This is a genomic window from Psychrobacter sp. Sarcosine-02u-2 (assembly GCF_002836335.1).
Classification (GTDB): domain Bacteria; phylum Pseudomonadota; class Gammaproteobacteria; order Pseudomonadales; family Moraxellaceae; genus Psychrobacter; species Psychrobacter faecalis.
The window spans coordinates 1-20,800 of record NZ_PJBX01000131.1; the positions used below are offsets into that span (position 1 = coordinate 1).

General features: G+C 40.9%; 12 protein-coding genes and 1 pseudogene. 12 read left to right on the forward strand and 1 reads right to left on the reverse strand.

Annotated elements, in window-relative coordinates; all coding sequences use genetic code 11:
• Positions 1-91 precede the first annotated feature (91 nt).
• The 12 genes and pseudogenes from CXF58_RS04595 (at position 92) to CXF58_RS04650 (ending at position 16,900) form a co-directional block, all read left to right on the forward strand.
• A complete protein-coding gene (locus CXF58_RS04595; protein ID WP_101212836.1) occupies positions 92-1,237 on the forward strand; it encodes an acyl-CoA dehydrogenase family protein in 1,146 nt (381 codons plus the stop codon).
• Positions 1,238-1,484: 247 nt separating this feature from the next.
• Positions 1,485-2,946 (forward strand): annotated as a pseudogene (locus CXF58_RS04600) (GntP family permease).
• A gap of 129 nt (positions 2,947-3,075) precedes the next feature.
• Entirely contained in the window at positions 3,076-3,876 is an 801-nt protein-coding gene (locus CXF58_RS04605) for an enoyl-CoA hydratase/isomerase family protein (RefSeq protein ID WP_228706538.1), read from the forward strand.
• A gap of 50 nt (positions 3,877-3,926) precedes the next feature.
• On the forward strand, positions 3,927-4,703 hold the full coding sequence (locus tag CXF58_RS04610; protein WP_025650713.1) for an SDR family NAD(P)-dependent oxidoreductase: 777 nt from the start codon (positions 3,927-3,929) through the stop codon (positions 4,701-4,703).
• 14 nt (positions 4,704-4,717) lie between these two features.
• Positions 4,718-5,746 carry an MBL fold metallo-hydrolase gene (locus CXF58_RS04615; protein ID WP_025650712.1) on the forward strand — a complete coding sequence of 343 codons (1,029 nt, stop codon included), beginning with the start codon at positions 4,718-4,720 and terminating at the stop codon, positions 5,744-5,746.
• A gap of 129 nt (positions 5,747-5,875) precedes the next feature.
• Positions 5,876-7,438 (forward strand): class I adenylate-forming enzyme family protein, encoded by a 1,563-nt coding sequence (locus tag CXF58_RS04620; RefSeq protein WP_025650711.1) that lies wholly within the window; start codon positions 5,876-5,878, stop codon positions 7,436-7,438.
• Positions 7,439-7,527: 89 nt separating this feature from the next.
• A complete protein-coding gene (locus tag CXF58_RS04625) occupies positions 7,528-8,769 on the forward strand; it encodes a thiolase family protein (RefSeq protein WP_025650710.1) in 1,242 nt (413 codons plus the stop codon).
• A gap of 1,040 nt (positions 8,770-9,809) precedes the next feature.
• The gene (locus CXF58_RS13835; RefSeq protein ID WP_156915590.1) at positions 9,810-10,001 is read left to right on the forward strand and encodes a hypothetical protein; all 192 of its coding nucleotides are present in this window, start codon (positions 9,810-9,812) and stop codon (positions 9,999-10,001) included.
• A 427-nt stretch (positions 10,002-10,428) separates the two neighbouring features.
• Positions 10,429-10,647, forward strand: coding sequence for a helix-turn-helix domain-containing protein (locus CXF58_RS04635; RefSeq protein WP_025650707.1), 219 nt, complete (start codon positions 10,429-10,431; stop codon positions 10,645-10,647).
• 374 nt (positions 10,648-11,021) lie between these two features.
• A complete protein-coding gene (locus tag CXF58_RS04640; RefSeq protein WP_025650706.1) occupies positions 11,022-11,459 on the forward strand; it encodes a hypothetical protein in 438 nt (145 codons plus the stop codon).
• The gene (locus tag CXF58_RS04645; protein WP_025650705.1) at positions 11,446-13,758 is read left to right on the forward strand and encodes a hypothetical protein; all 2,313 of its coding nucleotides are present in this window, start codon (positions 11,446-11,448) and stop codon (positions 13,756-13,758) included. The genes CXF58_RS04640 and CXF58_RS04645 overlap by 14 nt, the downstream gene beginning before the upstream one ends.
• Positions 13,751-16,900, forward strand: a complete 3,150-nt coding sequence (locus CXF58_RS04650; RefSeq protein ID WP_025650704.1) for a tyrosine-type recombinase/integrase — start codon at positions 13,751-13,753, stop codon at positions 16,898-16,900. The genes CXF58_RS04645 and CXF58_RS04650 overlap by 8 nt, the downstream gene beginning before the upstream one ends.
• Before the next feature lie 910 nt (positions 16,901-17,810).
• On the opposite strand, the gene CXF58_RS04655 is transcribed toward CXF58_RS04650, so the two are convergent.
• A complete protein-coding gene (locus CXF58_RS04655; RefSeq protein WP_025650703.1) occupies positions 17,811-20,789 on the reverse strand; it encodes a type I restriction endonuclease subunit R in 2,979 nt (992 codons plus the stop codon).
• Positions 20,790-20,800 lie beyond the last annotated feature (11 nt).

Here is a 20,800-nt window from a genome sequence, read left to right on the forward strand (position 1 = left end):
TTTATTATCATTATTTTATATAATGCGATTATGAAATATGAAAACCAGTATTTTGAAGGTTTTCAAACACACTAAACTAGGAAAGGAAGCCATGACCATGTTAATGACAGAAGAGCAGAAAATGGCCACTGACGGCTTGCGTAAAGTTCTGGATAATGAAATTGAACCAAAGCTGCGTGCTCACGGAGAAGGTTTCATTCCTAAAGAGATGTTAAAAGGCTTTGTTAAGACTTTGACAGAATACGGCCTAATCAAAGCGCCCTTTCCTGAGAGGTGGGGTGGTTTAGGCTTGGATTGGGTGACGCACTTGTTACTTTGGGAAGAAGTGGGTGTTAGCTCAATAGATTTGGCATTACCTATCCTAATTAATGTTTCTGGCGCTGATCTGTTGATTAGAAATGCTCCAGAGCATATCAAAGAAAAGTATGTGCCGGGTCTGCTTTCAGGTGATTTGTTTATAGGCATCGGGATATCTGAGCCTGACGCAGGGTCTGATGTAGCTGCCGCAAGGACTCGAGCAGTGCGTGATGGCGACGACTGGATTATCAATGGAGAAAAAACCTGGATCTCAAACGGCGAGCATATGGATATCTTTATATGCACATGCAAAACTGCTGAGGGCGAATTGACCCATATTTTGGTAGATATGACCACATCAGGCATTGAAGTACGCGGTATTAAAAAAATGGCTTTAAATGGTCAGTCAACGGCACAAGTATTTTTTGGTGATGTGCGAGTCCCTGTGAGCAATACTATTGGTGAATTGGGCTCTGGGTTGAAGAATACGCTTGTGACTTTTGAACGTGCGCGCTGTCATATGGCAGCTTGGGGTTACTCTATTGCTCGTAGATCAATGGAAGAGTCTATTAAGTATAGCCAAGAGCGTTTCCAACACGGCAAGTTGATCGCGGGTCATCAATTAATAGCGGATAAAATCGCTGATATGGCTACTAAAATAGATGCCTCTAGATTACTAACGCTAAGAGCCGCCACTATGATCGATCATGGTATACGTTGTGATAAAGAGTGTGCGATGGCTAAATGGTATAGCACCGAAATGGCGGTCAAAGTTTGCCGTGATGCTGTGCAGATTCATGGCGGCAATGGCGTTACCAAAGAGTATATTGTTGAACGTTTAGCTCGAGAAGCAATTATTGGCACCATCCCCGATGGCACTACTGAAATCCAAAAGTTATTGATAGCGCGTTCGCTGACTGGTATTCAAGCCTTTAGATAAATTTACTCGACGCAATAGTGTCCCAATAAGAGAAAGTATGGGTAAAACAAAGCTGAGTTTTTTAATCAACTAGTAATAAATAGTACTGAGTCAGTAGCCAGTCAGCAAGTTGTAAGGAACATGCTTAATCGACCTAAACCGTGGGTTAATGCATAACAATTAGCTTGACCTGAACGATTAGACTGATTTTAACGATTAAAAAACTCTTAGTATCTGGTTTATTGATGTATGCCAAGGAGAGGCCATCATGTTTAGTACCATTGCTATTATCATAACTTTACTGTTATTGATGTTCTTTGCTTATCGTGGATATTCTGTGTTGATTTTGGCGCCGATATTGGCAGTGTTAGCCGTATTTTTATCAGGTGATTTTTTAAGCAGTATCCCTGCTTATACCGATATATTTATGGGTGGATTAAGTGGATTCTTACTCAAGTTTTTCCCAATATTTTTATTAGGTGCTATGTTTGGGCGCTTAATGGGAGATTCGGGAGCGGCCACAGTCATTGCTAATGCGATCGTCAAGAAGTTAGGGTCAAGCAAAGCTATTCTAGCCATTATTTTAGTATGTGCATTATTAACTTATGGTGGGGTATCTGGTTTTGTTGTAGTATTTGCTATCTATCCGGTAGCCAAGAACTTATTCAAGATTGCAGATATTCCTAAGCGTCTAATCCCAGCAGCGATTTCGGTAGGGTCTTTTACTTTTACCTTGACGGCACTGCCAGGTACACCTGCTATTCAAAACGCTATTCCTATTCCTTACTACAATACCAATCTTTTTGCCGCTCCTATCTTAGGTGTTATCGGCGGGATAATTATGTTCGTGCTGGGTTGGTGGTGGGTACAGTCACGAGCAAACAAAGCTAAATCGGCTGGTGAAGGTTATGGTCAGCATAAGGATGGTTTCGAAGGGGGGTATTAATGTTGCGAAAAGTGATATTTCTCAAAATAATACCACTCAAGGCGAAGAGTTCGTAACGGGTCATACAGTTAAGGAAAAAGCCCCAATTTCATTTACGATGGTTATCATACCGCTGATATTGGTTATTGGGATTAATGCGTTACTGGTTTACGCTATCTTTCCTTCGATTGACTTCAGTGCGCTACAGACTCAGTTCCCTGATCTGAATATTGCTGGCTCATTAGGATTATGGTCTATTATTATCTCGTTAGTTATTGCCTGTTTGGTCTTGATTATAATGCGAGTTGGGCATTGGCACAATCTACAAAAAACTATTAATAATGGTACGTATGACTCCATGTTACCTATTTTCAATACCGGCTCTGAAGTAGGGTACGGTGCTGTCATTGCTTCGTTAGCAGGCTTTATCATTATTCGCGACAGTATTTTAAATATAAGTCCTAATAATCCATTAATTTCAGAAGCTATAGCCATGACGACGTTGGCAGGAATTACTGGTTCATCGTCTGGCGGTTTAAGCATTGCCTTAGCGACTCTAGGTGAAGATTATCTACGCATGGCCGTCTCAGCAGGTATTGATCCAGAGCTGATGCATCGAGTCGCCGTTATGGCCTCCGGCGGTCTAGACAGTCTGCCGCATAATGGTGCTGTAATTACTATGCTAGGTATTTGTGGTCTTACTCATAAGCAGGCTTATCTCAACGTGGCGGCGGTTACTATTGCTATCCCGATAATTGCCATCATTGCTGTTATTACCTTAGGAACTGTCTTTGGTTCATTCTAAGCAGCTTGATTAATTATGAGATGTTTACTTAATGATAAATAATAACCAAATATTAATAGAGACATATGCTGCCAATACGCATACCAATAATAGCGCTTTCAAAATTAACGTTCGATAGGAGAACCATACATGAAATTACATATGGAAAATAACGCTTTAGAATTTAAACAAGTAGGGCCAGCGGCTTGGATTACCTTGAATAGACCTGCCGCTATGAACGCCATTAATCTTAATATGATAGATAAGTATGAAGAGCTACTGCCAAAGATTGCTGAAGATAGCAGTGTGAAAGTATTGGTCATTACCGGTAATGGTACAGCCTTTTGTGCGGGTGCGGATCTTAAAGAAATCTTAGTCTCAAACGATGGCCCTGCAGGCGAAGCAGATTTCATTGATCGCTTAACCGTTAACGTGCTTGATGTACTACGTAACTTCCCTAAGCCAGTTATTGCAGCTATTAACGGTATTACTATGGCCGGTGGTTTAGAGACTGCTATGTGTGCGGATATTGTGATAGCTGCAGACAGCGCGCGCATAGGGGACGCTCATGCTAATTATGGCGTCTATCCAGGAGCTGGTGGTGCGGCAGTATTACCAAGATTAATTCCACTTAATGTTGCAAAGTATTTACTTTTCACTGGCGAAACCCTTTCTGCAGAAGAAATGAGAGGCTATGGCTTCGTTAATAAAGTTGTTAGCCCCGATAGCTTGCAAGAAGAAGTGCAAAAACTAGCAGAATTAATAGCGGAAAAAAGCCCTATAGCGCTAAAAAGAATGAAAGTAGTTGCTAATGCCAGTGCAGACAAATCGCGTGATGATGCGTTGCAACAGGAGCAAGTGTTGTTCCGTGCTCATATGCGCTCTTACGATATGCAAGAAGGTCTCACCGCGTTCAGTGAAAAGCGTAAACCAGAGTTTCGCGGCTATTAACTTAAGTTATTTTTCAAATAATTTTTAATCAGAAAACAAGGGAATGAATCATGAATTTAACCAATAAAGTTGTCGTTATCAGTGGTGGTGCCTCAGGATTAGGTTTAGCTACTGCTCAATATATGGTACGCAATAAAGGGGCTAAGGTAGCCTTATTAGATATGAATCAAGAAGCAGGTGAGGCTGCTGTTGCCGATCTTGGCAAAGATAAAGCCATGTTCTGTCGTACGGATGTGACTTCTGAAGAAGATGTCGATAACGCTATTGCTGCCATCATAGATGGGTTTGGCGCTATCCATGCCGACATCAACGCGGCAGGTATTGTAGCTCCAGCGAAGATTCTAAATAGAGAAGGCAAAGCTTCGGCATTAGCGAATTTTAAAGCAGTAATTAATGTGAATTTGATTGGGCTATATACCGTCATGTCAAAATGTGCTGAAAAAATGGCACTAAATGAGCCTGATGAAAAAGGCGAGCGTGGCGTTATTGTGAACGTCTCTTCTGGTGCTGCTTGGGAAGGCCAAATTGGGCAGAGCGCCTACGGAGCGTCAAAATCTGGCGTTAACGGTCTCAATATACCGGCAGCGCGTGAGTTCGGAAAATTGGGTATTCGAGTTAATTCCATTGCTCCAGGCATGTTTGCGACCCCTATGGTGGAGTCGCTTGATGCAAAAGTTAGTGAAGCTCTTATTGCTATGTGTGAAGCACCTAAACGTATGGGTAATATGGAAGAGTTTGCCTCTACTTGTGCATTTCTAATTGAAAATAGCTACATGAATGGTCGCTATATTCGTCTCGATGCTGCGACGATACTGCAGGCTAGATAATAGAAGGCAGTTTTATGAGTACTCAGCAAGGAAGTTACATTACGCCACCAGAGTTTGGTGAGTTGCTAGTCGTTAGTGACGGAATATTATGGACTAGATTTAAAATACCTAGCAAGTTGGATCATATAAATATTTATTTGATTAGGGATGTAGATGGCTGGTTCGTGATTGATTCAGGTCCTGCCTCCGATGAAAACCGTGACTTGTGGAAAAGCTTAATACAGAACTTACCTAGCCCCGCGAAAATTACCGGTATCTTAATCACTCATTCACACCCTGATCATATTGGACTGGCTGGCTGGTTGGAGGATTATAGCGATGCACCCTTATATATCTCCGAAAAGGAGATTTTACAGGCAAGGCTTGAGAACCGTTATCGCAGTACTAAAGATTACAGTGACTTGCCACATTTCTACAGTCGTATGGATGCCTCACTAGAAGACATGCAAAGTCTGGAGGAGGTTTGGGAGTACTTAGATATGATGTTTGGTTCGTTGCCCACCGAGGTAAATATTGTCAAGTCTGGCGATACGATTGAAATAGGGGGCGAGTCATGGCATCTTTGGTCGGGTTCGGGGCATTCTATAGAGCATATTTGTTTACAAAAGGCTTCGGGAGAGGTGATGATTTCAGGTGATCAAATCATCGAACATATCACGCCCTACGTTGGCCTAAATTATATGAGCCAAGAGACCGATCCTTTAGCCGGTTGGTTAGCAGGTCTGAGCGATATGATTGATTGGATAAGTACGAATGCACTGGTCTTACCCGCACATAATAAGCCGTTTTATCATGGGGATGAAAGAGTTCGTGAAGTGTTGCAGCACCATCAAACCTCGTTAGATAAACTGCGGAAAAACCTCGACCAATGGCGCACTGTCAACGAGTTAAGTTCGGTATTGGGATGGGCAAAGAAAAAAGGTTTTGCACGTTGTTTAGCGCTTGAAGAGACGTTCGCTCACGTTACTTATTTGGTGAATACTGGAGAAGTAGTTTGCGAGACTGCAGAACTATCCGGTGTCTTGTACTACCAGTTAGCTTAAACAATTATATTTTTTAGAGATCGTCTAAAAAGTTATAACCTTTGGTTTCATGGTAAATGTAAGAGATTCGATAGCAGGATTAGGCTGTAAAGATAAACAAGGGACTACCACTTATTAAGGATAATAAACATGTTAATTAATTTTAGTAATCATATGGCAGCACTCGCGCAGCGTTACGGAGATCGTGAAGCCTTAGTAAATATAGAGCGTAACCGCAGATATACTTTTTCTGAATTTCACCTCTTATCCAATCAAATCGTCAATATGATGGTCAGCTTAGGATTAGGTGTTGGCGATCGCTTTATCAATATTCTGGATAATGACAATCTATCATTGATTCATGCTCCAACTATTTTTAAAGGCGGCGCTACTGGTGCCTTCACCAATTTTAGAGATTCGCTTGAAGAGCATACTTGGCAGGTGGCGGCTGCTAATGTGAAAGTTGCATTTATTGAAACGTCATTACTCAAAACACATTATGAAATGTTAATAGGGCAAGGCATTACTATCGTCGTTATGGATAAGCCAGAAGATAGCTTAGAGGGTGTCCTTTATTTTTGGGAGCTAGTAGATCAGGCCCCTGATCATAATCCTGATTTTGAATTAGATGATCGTGAGCATTGTGCGCTGATTCGCTTTACTGGTGGTACGACTGGCAAAGGTAAGCCAGCTATGTACTCTATGGATAATTGGTTCAGCTGCCGTGATACGGCCTTTGCTTTTGATGACAAGGATATATGGGCCGATGAACCAAGATGCATTCACGTAGCGCCTATCAGTCATGGTAGTGGCATGCTTGTATTGCCAACGTTATATTCGGGTGGCTGTACGATTACCCAAAACAGCCCTGATTTGAATGCTTACTGCGCTAATATTGAAAAAGAAAAGGCTACGCTGACATTCTTAGTGCCTACCATACTTTATCGCCTGCTAGAGATTGAGTCTGATTTAAGTACGCTTAAGTATGTGGTTTATGGCGCAGCACCTATGAGCCCAGGAAAACTCAAATTACTTCAGGCAAAGCTAGGTAATATATTCATACAGGGATATGGGTCTACCGAGCACTTTGGTTTTGCATTGAACATGAGCACCCAAAAACATATTATAAAAACAGAAGTGGACGAAGTTCGATTAGGTTCCGCTGGTCAACCTACACCTAGTGTTGAGTGTGTTATCGTTGACAGTGAAGGCAATACACTGCCACAGGGCGAGACAGGAGAGCTCTGGGTACGCTCACGTAGTGTCTGCCAAGGATACCTGAATGCCCCTGAGCTTACCGCTGAGGAATTCCATAATGGATTTTGGAAGTCGGGTGACTTAGGTTATATGGATAAAGAAGGCTTTATTTATCTTGTCGACCGCAAAAAAGACATGATTATCTCAGGTGGTTTTAATATTTATGCCAATGAAGTCGAGTCTGCTCTTAATAGCCATGCGGATGTCTTTCTAGCTGCAGTAGTAGGTATCCCTCATGAAGAGTGGGGTGAGGCTGTACATGCTGAGGTTATTCTTAGAGACAATGTTAGCTTGACAGATCTTGAGCTCATTGCGCATGTTAAAAACCTGATTGGTAGCTATAAAGCGCCAAAAACTATCTTAATTGTTGAGCAGATTCCCACTAGTGTGGTTGGTAAAGTGCTACGTAGAAAGGTGCGTGAAAAATACTGGAGCGAGGCTCGTAAAATCTCTTAGTAAGGTACTTGATATTCACAGCCTAGTCTTTACAACTGGTGTTGATGGATAAATATTTACTTTCTAAAATTAATTCAAAGGAATGACCTATGAGTGACATTTATATTACTGGCGTTGGCATGACCAAGTTTGGCCGTCATATAGAGCGCAGTTATAAGGATTTGGTGCGTGAAGCGGTAGAACAGGCATTGACCGATGCCGGTGCTGAATTGGAGCAAGTTAAGCAAGCTTATTTTGCTTCCTGTGTTATCGGCTTTATGCAGGGTCAACACATGATTCCTGGTCAGGTAGCTTTACGCTCGATGGGCTTTCAAAGTATCCCAATCTTTAATATCGAAGGGGCTTGCGCGTCTTCTAGTACCGCCTTACATTTAGCAGCGATGGCGATCAAAAGTGGCTCGTGTGATATCGCTATTGCGGTAGGAGCTGAAAAAATGATCAATGAGGATAAGGCTAAGATGTTTGCCGCTTTTGACTCAGCTTGGGATGTAAGTACGGTTGCGGATAATCGGGATACCTTATTGGCGATGGGCGCAGGCTTTGAATGTCCTGAAGGCTCGCAATCTCCGAAACCGTACTCGATGTTTATGGATGTATACGCCGCCTTTAGTCGCCATCACATAAATACTTTTGGTACTACGCAAAGACAAATCGCGGCTGTCTGTGCAAAGAACCATACCCACTCTGTGCATAACCCACTGGCTCAGTATCAACGACCTTATACGATAGAAGAGGTATTGGCAGCACCACCTATCACATATCCGCTCACTCTGCCTATGTGCGCGCCCATCTCTGACGGTGCTGCGGCTACGGTCTTATGTAATGCGGAAGGGTTAAAGCGTCTAAAGGGTGATGCTAAACGTGCCATCAAGCTATTGAGTAGTGTCGTGCGCTCAAGCTCAGATCGCAGTTTTGAGGATTATAAAAACCACCTTACTGCGCTTGCTGCTACCGAAGCTTATGAAAAGGCGGGCGTCTCTCCGGCCGACGTAGATGTCGCTGAGGTACATGATGCTACGGCTATGGGAGAGATTATTCAGGTGGAAAATCTTCAACTGGTCGGTTATGGCGAGGCGGGTAGAGCAGCAGAAGCCGGCGAGCTGACAATCGGTGGCCGTGTCCCTGTCAACCCATCAGGCGGTCTTGAGTCCAAAGGACACCCGATTGGCGCAACCGGACTAGGTCAAGTCTATGAGCTGGTGACCCAACTACGGGGCGAAGCTGGCAGGCGTCAAGTAGAGGGCGCGCGAATTGCTATTCAAGAAAATGGTGGCGGTATTTATGGAGTAGAAGAGGCTACTGCCGTTATCAATATCTTTGCTATGCAGTAGTATTTAACTAACTCATTATTAAAAATAAAAAAGGAATTTTCTATGACTGAAATAGCTTATATCTATGATGCCATTCGTACGCCACGTGGCAAAGGGAAAAAAGAGGCTCCCTTTATTAGGCAACGCCAATTTGGCTTGTTCACACTTGAGCTATGCTGAAGAAACCGTAGAGATAAACTTGGTAAACTAAGCTTATTAATCGGAGTTTACCATGACCAAGAAAACCAGAACTTATAGCACAGAATTTAAAGCAGAGGCCGTTAAGAAGATAGCGGGCAAACCCCAATTTTGACAAACTCACCTGAGTAAGTTCTCGAACTAAAAAAAGGTGCTAACAATAGGCCGTATATAGCGTTAGCATCATTTTTTGCTACTACCTATATCTAATAATTATCGACATTTGTTCATCAAAATAAGAATCGAAAACCCTCGTTAATAAGGCTATAAGCATCTAAGAAATTACTACTTGATCCATAAAGTAATTTTACTAAAAGCATATTCATCAGTGAACTTTAGCACTAGCCCACTGTTTAAAGCCTAATAAGCACACAATGATAAATACTAACAGGACTGTTGATACGCAGAAGCGACTTAGTACAAGATTAACATTATCAAACCCATCAGTACGAATTTATGTCGCAGGTTATCGATTACGATAATAGGGATATAGAGAAGCTAAGTCTTTATACTCGCCATTTACAACCTATGCTACGTGAAAGGCTCGATGATGATGAGGTTTATTTCAGTAATATGATAATGAGTCACTACCGCTTTTTTAAGCTACGTCAACAGGATTTAAAACTGTAAGAGGGTAGTTTCTTTCCGCTGAATACTGGTAGCGGTGGAGCTGGCAAAGCTAAGGATAAATAAGAGGACTGGCTATTAAAAATAGTTGCAAGGTTAAATGAGCTATTCGATGCTGAAAATCTGACCGATAGAGACCTAATCAATTACTCGTAAACTATCTGGGATAAAGTCAACGAGAACCAAATCGTCATGAATACGAATATAGTTATTGTTTTAAGTGAAAGGAGTTGATTATGTCAGATAAAAATATCAGTTTTTTAGCTGAAAGTAGCTTTGATTATTTATTTACTAATAAAGTCACTTCTCCACATTGCATGCTCGCATACTGCACAAAACCAACTCTCTTTTGCCCGCATATAGGCGATATCAGCAGGTACATCAATGGGACAGGCGCTCCCGCAATATTCACAGCACACATCATCTAAGCAAGCATAGCATTGGCTTATGGTTTCAAATAATATGTGTGAACTGATATTATATTTTTGACAAAGCATACGGACATAATCTACATAGCTAGTTTTATGATCATAGGACCAATAATCCTCACAGACCCGTTTGTCCCAAGCATTTTGTGTCATGCTCCATTCAATCCTGATGCCCATAATATACTCCTTCTTAATGGCAGAATGACTATGATTAGTGTCACATTTTTATAGTATCTATATCTATCGAACGAGTCGCACCCATCATAGTTAGCCAGCTATTGAGCGATAAGATGAGTCTATGACATAATAAAGCGTTAGTCAGCACAAAATAGTTTTTGACGGAAACTTAGTTATTGCCAACGAGTATTATTTTAACAGAAAAGTAATCACTGGCAAGTATTTTTTACTTACCAATAAGGATTTTATTGTGATTTTATGTAATCTACCAGTGCTTTTAGCGGAAAGAAGGTTGCGAGTTGCAGATTTAGTAAGAATGACAGATATCAGCAAATCAACGCTTCATAGAATTTATAACGATGAGACAACTCGCATAGAATTCGATACCCTGAGTAAGTTGTGCCAGGTATTAAAAGTCAATCCAGGGGATGTTTTAAAGTATGTTCCCGATGAGAATGAAGAAAACTAAGCTTTATAGGAAGGTCGACTGCTATAAGACGTTAACCTCCTCACCCGACTAGAATTGAAATTTTAAAATACTCTTCAGCCTTTATTTATAATAGGTTGGAGAGTATTTTTTTGTCTAAAAGATTTTTCTAAATCAATATTTAAAGTATTAAAGATAAAAATATAACAGAAATATTAAAGTCTTTACAGCTGGTAGGTTATAACATATTATAGTTAATATAATTCACTATAATTAGTTAAAAAATGAATAATATTCATCTAAAGCCTATTCAAAAGTTTATAACTTTTAGTAAATCTAATCTGGTTATTCATACACATGCTCAGAAGGCATTATTGATGTGGCAACAATTTAGACCGAGAGTAGTTGGTGTAAACATGAATAGTTTTAATGACTATTATCGACCACCGCTACGCTTAGTATCTAAACCAGACGGCGCTTACTATTTTTTTAATGAATTTAGACGTATTGATAGGGTTCTTACAGAAGAGGTTAGTTTGCGTCAGCCTTGCTTGATTGCGGCTGAAAGCTTACAAGACATTAAGTACTTGGCTTGGAGTGAGGTTGTTGAGCTGGCTTTCGCAAGAGGGACTCATCATCCTGAGTTTTTTAAGGCACTCAGTAATAGTGCACCAAAAAGTATTATTTGCGAACTTATGAATATAGAGCGTCTTACGGTAGACAATTATTGTCAGTTTGCTGGTATCAGCCAAAGTGCTTATGAGTATCAGCAGGGCAAGGCGGTTAATGATGAGGTGATGTTGGGACTGCACAAAAACATGGATTGGATGGATGCCTCTTATGAGTCAAACTAAATTATTTGATGATGTGACTACTAGGCGAGTGTTGGATAAGCTTATTCCAACAGACTCACTGCATAACGTACAAATGCGCCAGCTCGTGATTGATGTGATTAGTCTGGTGCAAGATGATGATATTGGTTTGTTGTATTTAAAACCAGGTGAGAATTTTGCAGAACTTACTGGTATAGACTGTGAAGATGTGATTAAAGAAATCATTCGGCAAGGTAAAACAGTAGAGTGGGCGGTTACCTATATGCTGATTGTCTTTTATCAGGCATATGGCGAAGTTAATATAAATAATAATGCTTGGCGATTTATGAGTGGCTACTTAAAAGTGATATTTATGATCACAGTACGCCACAACAAACACTTTGCCAAAATAGATAAGCTTGGTGTGCGTGTTCGTATGGCGCTAAGACCTTCTGATCCACAACGTGGCATTCTCGACCAGTTAATCAGCACTCATGCTCAGTGCGATAGCTTGTCCTCATGTTTACCTTATATCAGACAATATGAAGCAAGCGTCAAACAGGAAGAGGCAACAGGTGAAAAAGCGAACCAATATCTTGGTAGTAAAATTGGTCAAATTAGGTTGGCTTATGAAGTAGCAATTGATAATAAGGCTTTTATTGGTAAAACCTATAATGAAGATACTAAACGCGTAAAGTTGTCTCAAACAGTCACCAAGATAGTGGCGCATATCGATGGTGAGCCGCTACAAAGAATAGTGTTTGGTACGAAACAATCAAAAAAGCACAGTAATGTGGCAATCGCTGAAAATATTGCCGATGACAACGAAGTGCCATTGCTAGACAATGATTTTAAGCCAGCTCTGCAAATTGCTAAATCTTCTGAGCTGCAGCAATGGCGATTGAAAAATAACCATCAACACGCCCGCCGTAACCAATTTCATTTCCCAACCAATCATCGTCAGCTAAGCATTACCGGATATCAGATGTTATTTGCCACGCTTTGGCAACGCTTTATGAATGTTGATAAAGAGAGTGGTACTGGGTATGCAGTTTTACTACTGTCACTGTTAAGCGGTCTTAGTATTGATAGCATCATTGCTGATTGGCAATGCAGTCGCAGTCAACGGCAGTATTTCGTCTATGACCGTGTCCGTAAAATCAGTAGTATCGCCATCACGATCGATGTGACGACCAATACTCGAAGTCATCTGCTTGCCCACAGACAAAGCAACGGCAGTACCTTTTATCGCGCACTGCCTGAAGCTTTACAAATCATGCTTGAGGATAAAATTACCGTTTCACCTGGTAATGTTAAAGCCGCTATCTCTTACGCTAAAGATATATTGAACCTGCCAGCACTGAGTCCTCAATATATTGAAGCCGGGCTATTTATCCTTATTAAAAACGAACTTAATAAGCCCCTACATGCCGACATGATCACAGGTGTTGATGTAAGGCATAGCTCTGCGCTGTATTACACTAGCACTAAAACGGTAGAGCTAGAGCAAACTTATATAAAAGCGGTAGAGCTGATAACTGAATACTGCAATGATGAGCAAAAAGTACTTTTAATAGATGAGTGTAGCGTACCGATGAACGGGCATAGAAGCCATATTGGTAGTGATATGGTACTAAAGACCACAATGTGCCAGCAGTTCTTTAATCAACTGGCTATCAGTGCTGAGAGTTTTAATGGAAAGTTAAAATCCCACATGGATCGCTATATTGCGCAGTTCAATAGTTATAGCATTTGGCTATGGCACATTATCCTGATCCAAACGGGTATTCGCCCAGTCAGACATGCACCAGGATTACTCAATCAGTTTGATTTGAAGCGGCGTATATTATGGGTATCTGACAAAGAAGAGCGTCATGCGCAGTCTGATGGCAGGCTCATTCCTCTTAGCAAGTTTTTGATAACTGCTATACAAAACTATATGACTTATATTAAGCAATTTGCCGCCATCTATAATCCATTATGTCCAGCAGCGCCTTATCCTATCAACGACATCTTGCAATCTGAGCGTCCTCTCATTCAGCTCTATAAAAAGAACCCAAAGGGCTTTACTAGCATTACGCCAAGCCAAGTTCGCTACCAGTTGCAAGACTTTTTTAGTCATCAGGATAATTGGCTGCGTCATCAGCTGAGATCCATGCTTACGGGGCGCGTGCCTGACTATCTGATTTGTGCCCTTTATGGTCATGAGCATCCTGATCAGGAATTTATGCATCCGATGTCATCAAGCTCTATTAATCAGCTGCACCAGCTCAGTTCCCATTTAGATGCGATTGCTACAGACCTTCACTTAAAACAAATTGAGGTTCGCCTATATGGATAACATTAGCGCTCATAAAATGCGACAGCTGAATAGAGAAGAAGCTAAAAACAGTATCAAGTATGATGCTAAAGCCCTAATTAAAGAATATATCAATCAATATCCTATGCAATCGCCTTGTGAGCTGCAGCATCATTATGAAGCGATTAACCAGTTACTAGAGGAGAAGTTCGATACCGCTCAAAACTTTCAATTGGCGCGGCGCGGATTTTTAGAGTTTATTCGTGATTATAATAAAGCTCACCAGATATACCTTAACGAGCCTGTTGTACCGATACTGGCGACTCGTGAGCGCTTGACCATTAATTATGATTGGTTTGTGAATGGGTGCGCTGTGGCAGACAGTAGCGCTATGATGATAGAGTCTTGGCAACGAAAACGGCGTTTTTCAATGAATGACTTGGTTGAGGGATTATTATATTGCAGCATCATGTATGGCGGTATCAACGACATTGAGGTGTTAAAAGCGCTCTATGATTGGCTATTTGGTGAGCGCCGTATATATAAAATTAACATGTCAGCGACTGATGAAAAAAGCAGAGTAGAATGTTTGGCTATAATACCGCTTAGCGTACCTGATGATAATTATGGAACTACGCTAGATGACAGCGAAAGCTTACATCGTTTTGTTGATTATATTCCCGATGATATGGGCCTATGTTTTTTATATGCTCTAAAGGATAAAGAGTTAAACACTGCCAAGATAAAGCCATTTAATACCATAATCAACGATATCTCACAAACGCTTAAACTCACCAATAAAGATATCGATCGCCCGCAGCACTCAATGCTCATCAAATATGCCAACTACCACTGGCGACAGCTAGAGGGTAGTCTAATCGATGGTGCGCTAGCCGTGGTGAAACAAGATGATATAAAGACAACAGGTTTGCCTACTGAGAAGCTAATCCATTATAACCGAGAGCTCATCAATCAAAACCCTGAGCCACTCGAGTGGTCTGAGCTGTTTGATGCCAGTTATCAGACGGTAGGAAAATCGCAGGACAAGAGAGATGCCACAGTTTATCCAAGCTTTAGCAAAAATCTGATCAAAGAGCTGCAAGATGCACTCAAATTGACTAGAAACGCCGCTATTTGTACTATCACAATATTAATGACAGACGCTAGCCAGCCTAATGCGCGACGCTTGCTTAGCTGGGTATTATCATTGCTCGGTGATAATAGTATTAGACTAAATACTATTAGTAAATATGCTGGCTGTATTGGTCGCGACTGGCTAATGCTGACGTTGGATGAGGATATTGATCAGTGGGAGGGTAATGACTTTGAGGAAGTGTACGAGCAAATTATTCAAAGTAAGGTAAAAGATGGTCGCAAGTTTTCTGTACTGTGCAAGTCGTCAGAGTTTGACGATACATATAGTGGTATAGATAATGATAACCATACTACTGGTCAACCGCTATCTTATCTTGATCGTTTAAAAGACAGTCAGAAATTTACTTATGGCCGTTTGAAAGCATTTCATGATCATCAGCGTATGCACTTTGATGCGCCTTATGTGCATTTTCCCTGGGGTAATAATCGGCAAGTTGTCAAAGCTGAAATGATATCACCGCGCGTGTATAGAGCGATGAGAAGTTATATCCAAACATCAGAGTTAGAGATAGAACAAAAGCAGCTATGTTTTATTGTACTGGCGCTTGCTTATCGGACTGGTATGCGAATTAACGAAATTATTGGTATTAAGGTTAGCGACATTGCAGATATAGGGTTTATTAATGGCCAAGTGGTTGAAGTGCCAAAAATAATCCTCAAGCCCAACCGCTATCGCCGGCTAAAAAGCAGTAGTTCTAAACGGGTGATACCGATAGACAGGCTTTTCAAGGATGATGAGTTAAAGCCCTTCATCGCATTCTATTATCAACAAAAAAGGTTAAAAAGAAATTATTTATTCTCACAAGGCTCAGGTGACCAGCCACTACCGTCCGTATTCTTTAGTAATATGATGAAAATAATATGGGATAGATTGCTGAGTACCCATGATTTCACCTTTCATAGCTTTCGGCATACTGCAATTAGCCAATTGGTCCTGGTGTTAAACGACTCGCCACTTAGAGAGGTGATGACAGATTATGGTACAGCCCATAGTGAATCTATCGTTAGCGCCGTGCTTGCTAATAATAAAGAAAAGGGGATGTGGTTTGGGCTAGCTAGCTTTGCAGGGCATCTAACGCCAGATACTACGTTTGAATATTATATGCATACCGCTCATCTATTGGCTGGATGGCAAATGAGTCAAGCCACACTTGTTATGCCGATAACCGTGTTTGAGATGGTGACAGGTATTGGTTATCAGACGGTGAATAGACAGAATGGCAGAGCTTATAGTCCTAACACCAAACAGGTTCATCTTGATAAAATGCGTGGCTATTTAATCAATAAGGTTGCGAGCAAAGAGTCTCTACTCTCTTATAACAGAACACCAGCTAATACAGATTATGAGCAAAACACACAAAATGACGCAGCGAATACTCGACCGTCTCTATTTGTCCATCCTAGAATTTATGATGTGATTGCACTGTTAGAAGAGCTGCAAAAAACAAGTGTTGATAAAAGAGCGGATCAGTTGGCAGAGGTCGCACTTCAGCATGGTATCGCTGTCAATGATGCTAGACAGATTTACGATAGAGCCAGTCAGATTTTTACTGATGATAGGCTGCTTTTGAGTGCGCCGACGGGACATAAAAACCAAGAGGTTCTAGTTAAAGCGCTTGATCGAGCATATCAGATGTCAATTGATGAGCCTGCTAGACTGAAATCGTTTGTAGGAATATTTACAGGTAAAAAAAACTTAAACACCTCATCGATTCATTTTGGTATTAAAGAGACTCAGCTTAAAATGCTACAGCAGTTCATGGAAGTAGGTTGTCAGCTTATCGATGCCAGTCATTGGCGAATTAGAGCACATAGCGAACAGGCAGTGCGTGATATTAAAAAAGAGCTTGGACTGAATAGCTCAATACGTATTGGTGCTCGTGAGAGTTTCCATGGTTATGAGGTTAGGGTAGTACAGAAAAAGCGGAGAAGATCTGATAAAAATATGGCTATAACAGATGATTATTATTCCTCGTCAGGAATTTTGAAGTATGTGGGATACTTACTTATAATATTAGTTGAAAACTAGATACAGCCTTTTGTAATTCTGAATGATTGCTTTTTTTATGTAGCTTGCAGTAGTTATCAAGCTGATTTATTCAAGTAGTTCGTATGAGCAAGGTGACAGAGTGACAAGCTATATGGTCAACGGGCTAGAAGATGATTTTTGCTCTATATGATTAAAATTTTGTCACAGATAATATTCTTCTAAACACTAGAGAGTATAAGGATTGTCACGTTGTCACGTTTAGAAAAGGTTAGTGTATACGATAAATGGAATACCTTACCTCGTTAGATGTGGTAGTGATAGGTACTGTGGCAGGAGTAACTCTTAAGTGACTACTAAAAAATAATACTAACAATGAGAATAATAACTTTAACTATAGTAATTAGCCTCTATCTAAGTGTTAGTTTCAGTTCAAAGCCAAGAAAAAGGAATTGCAATTAGATTTTAAGGTTTTAACCAAATAATAATGCATCGGCTATTTACTCGAGATTTATAACTCATAAAGTATCATCTTATTAGATAGAGCGTGAATATTTAATAGCTTTTGATATATTCACAGTAGCGGAGTATAGGTGGTTTTAGCGTGACAACGTGACAAGGCATACACTGTGTGGCGTACAGCTATTTTTATCCGCGACTTTTTAATACCTTTCACCGGTTACGATATGTTAAAAGGTAGGTAGCTAATAGCTTTCACGTTGTCACGTACGTAAATCCCAATATCTTCTCGACTACCTTATAAAAAATAAGATTTAAGAAGTTAACTACAAACTTTGCATGTTGAGGTCTTGGCTATATTTTTAGTAACTAAACTCTAGTTAGTTAGGCTCTCAAAAATACTAAAATGTATGTTTCTAACACACTGAAACTTGCAGAAATATCTATCCATTAAACTAACCTAACATTTAATTTGCGATGACCATTCAAGAATCTAATAATACTCCTTAATATAAGCATAAGCTCGATCGAATAGTTCTTGATCTTTGTGTAGCTTGTACTTCAAAAGTGCTTTACGTAAGGATTTTTGTACCTCACGCTCGCCAGCGCTAGTGGTTTGCCAGCCAGGAAAGCGCACAATTCTCACGATGGCATCAATATCAACAACAATGCGTTCGACCACCGCTGGTGTTTGATCTGTTTTCAGTTCTAGAAATAGTTCAGACAAAGCCGATGTAGGTGATTTCTCTTGGACCTCGATTTCTAGCTCTTTTTCTGCTTGAACGGTTTCTTTCGCAATTTTACAAAGCTCTTTTACAAAATCAATGGAAGCTACTAAACCTTTTTCAGCTTTATCTCGTAAAGCCTCAAGGCGTTCACTTAGAGACTTAAAAGTAGGCAAGTCGCCTGCACCCTTAAAGCGCTCAACTAAAGCTTTCTCTAGTTGCTTTACTTTTTTCGGACTAGGATTATTGAAGATATCTTCGATGATATTTGCATCCATGACAAATTCATCTAAGACATGCACACTACCCACATGCACGTTGTCATGGATCAATTTGGTAGTCTGTGCACCCAGTGTCAACCAAAGCAATTTACCGATACTGTCAGAGGCGGGCTTGACCGACTCATACACCTGAGCCAGCCATTTATAATCTTGGTTATAGTTATCTAACACTGAATCCGGTGATAACGACTCCCAAAGCTTAAATAGAAACTTAAAGTCCAACGCAAAAGCATCTTTCTTTTCATTATTGGCTATAGCGTTCTGTGCTGCTTCTAGGCCCTCAAAGCCTTCTAAGGTTCTATCTACGCTTTCAAAGTGAGACAAGGCATTGTGCATGGCTTGTGGGAGCTGTTCGCGCAGCTCTGATAGGTTAGTAATGATTTGCTGTGCACCTAGCTCATCAAACTCTAGCGCTTTTGCTGCATCATCAAACACACCAAAGTAATCAACAATGCAGCCAAAAGTCTTGCCTGGATATAGACGGTTGGTTCGGCAAATCGCTTGTAGCAAGGTATGGTCTTTCATGGACTTATCTAAGTACATGGTCTGACAAATAGGCGCGTCAAAACCTGTTAAAAGCTTTGCGGTAACGATAATAAATTTAAGCTCTGAGCTAGCGTCATTAAATTCATCAACAATTTTTTCTTGTTGGCTCTTGTCTATACCCCATTTTTTCTTAAACTCATAATCATCGTTAGCGGTAGTAGAAATAATCACTTTACTGGCCGCTTCAGGAAAGTGCTCATCCAGTGCCTCTTTATATAGAACGCAAGCATGACGATCTGGCGTTACTATCATTGCTTTAAAGCCGTGAGGCTCTACTTTTTCCATAAAGTGGATAGCAATGTCTTCAGCTATTCTAGTAATACGCTCAGGCGACTTTAAGAAGGCGGCCATTTTGGCTGACTTCTTATTCAAAGCATCAGCGTCTTCATCGCTTAACGCTTGGCTTTCTTTAAAGTCAGCAAAGGCTTTATCAAGTGATTCTTTATCAATATGCACATCAACCAAGCGTGGCTCAAAATGCAAGGGTAGGGTGGCTTCATCACGAATGGAGTCATGGAAGGTATAGCGACTCATATAGCCGCCTTGGTCTTCCTCGGCACCGAATGCCCAGAACGTATTCTTATCCGCTTTATTAACGGGCGTACCGGTTAAGCCAAATAGAAATGCATTAGGTAATGCAGCGCGCATCTGACGACCTAAATCCCCTTCCTGTGTACGGTGGGCCTCATCTACCAACACGATGATATTATCGCGGGTATTCATATTAGGTTTGGCATCACGGAACTTATGAATAGTAGAAACGATTATTTTGCGGGTGTCACGCTCAAGCATTTGCTGTAATTCTCTAATACTTTCGGTGCTTTCTACGTTAGCAATATCCGCAGCGTTAAAGATGCCGCTTATCTGCGTATCTAAGTCGGTTCTATCTACTAGGACAATAACCGTTGGGCTTTTTAGCTTTGCTTCACGGCGCAGTTTTTGTGCGGCAAACACCATCAGTAAGGACTTACCTGAGCCTTGAAAATGCCAGATTAAGCCTTTTTTGATTTTACCTTCAACGACACGCTCAACGATTTTATTCGCGCCTTCATACTGCTGAAAACGCGGTATTATTTTCATTCGCTGCTTTTTCTTATTACTGCTGAACAGTGAGAAGTTACGCATGATATCGAGCAGGCGTGCAGGGTTAAGTAGATCTTTTAACTCTTTAGCCACTCCACCTAAACCAAAGCTTCTAGCAATAGCATCGTCATCATTACTTAGACGCCAAGGTGCCCAAAATTCTAATGGACAGCGTACAGAGCCATAAAAGAACTCTTTGCCTTCAGTAGCAAAGGAAAGGATATTAGGTACAAATAACTGTGGCACAGCATTTTCATAAATATTGTGTATTTCATGCGCGCCGTCTAGCCAGCTAACAGAGGGGCGAATAGGGGTTTTAGCTTCGCCGACGACGACAGGAATACCGTTAATTATCATCACGATATCGGGTATTTTGGTCTCTCTATAATGAATACGAAACTGGTTGGTAATGACGTATTGGTTATTATCAAGGTTTTCAAAGTCGATTAGGCGAATAGACACATGGTGATTATTCTTACCAAAGGGCATGGTCTTTTCGCCCGTTAACCACTGGAAAAACTCTTCGTTGGCTTTGACTAAACCGACTTGGTTCACCGAAATTAGAATAGCGCGTAAAGCATGAATGACTTCATCAGCCAAAGCAGGATTCGCTTGGATATCAGGGTTTAAGCGCAATAGTGCCGCTTTTACTTGCGACTCAATCAACACCTCATTAACACTACGACCAAGCTGCTCGGCGGATTGGAATTGCCACTGGGCACTATACTGACTGCGAGGCTCATTAACCTGGTTGCTCTCATGAGAAGCATTTAAATTAAGGCCACTCATTTGATTGATGATGTAGTGCTCTACGCTGTTTAATTCATTAAAAGCCATTCTAGTAGTCC

Bases quoted from the DNA above. Each gene is read 5' to 3' on its own strand.
- CXF58_RS04650 (WP_025650704.1), top strand. From the start codon at position 13,751: ATGGATAACATTAGCGCTCATAAAATGCGACAGCTGAATAGAGAAGAA.
- CXF58_RS04645 (WP_025650705.1), top strand. From the start codon at position 11,446: ATGAGTCAAACTAAATTATTTGATGATGTGACTACTAGGCGAGTGTTG.
- CXF58_RS04625 (WP_025650710.1), top strand. From the start codon at position 7,528: ATGAGTGACATTTATATTACTGGCGTTGGCATGACCAAGTTTGGCCGT.
- CXF58_RS04655 (WP_025650703.1), bottom strand. From the start codon at position 20,789: ATGGCTTTTAATGAATTAAACAGCGTAGAGCACTACATCATCAATCAA.
- CXF58_RS04610 (WP_025650713.1), top strand. From the start codon at position 3,927: ATGAATTTAACCAATAAAGTTGTCGTTATCAGTGGTGGTGCCTCAGGA.
- CXF58_RS04595 (WP_101212836.1), top strand. From the start codon at position 92: ATGACCATGTTAATGACAGAAGAGCAGAAAATGGCCACTGACGGCTTG.
- CXF58_RS04640 (WP_025650706.1), top strand. From the start codon at position 11,022: ATGAATAGTTTTAATGACTATTATCGACCACCGCTACGCTTAGTATCT.
- CXF58_RS04605 (WP_228706538.1), top strand. From the start codon at position 3,076: ATGAAATTACATATGGAAAATAACGCTTTAGAATTTAAACAAGTAGGG.
- CXF58_RS04615 (WP_025650712.1), top strand. From the start codon at position 4,718: ATGAGTACTCAGCAAGGAAGTTACATTACGCCACCAGAGTTTGGTGAG.
- CXF58_RS13835 (WP_156915590.1), top strand. From the start codon at position 9,810: ATGTCAGATAAAAATATCAGTTTTTTAGCTGAAAGTAGCTTTGATTAT.
- CXF58_RS04620 (WP_025650711.1), top strand. From the start codon at position 5,876: ATGTTAATTAATTTTAGTAATCATATGGCAGCACTCGCGCAGCGTTAC.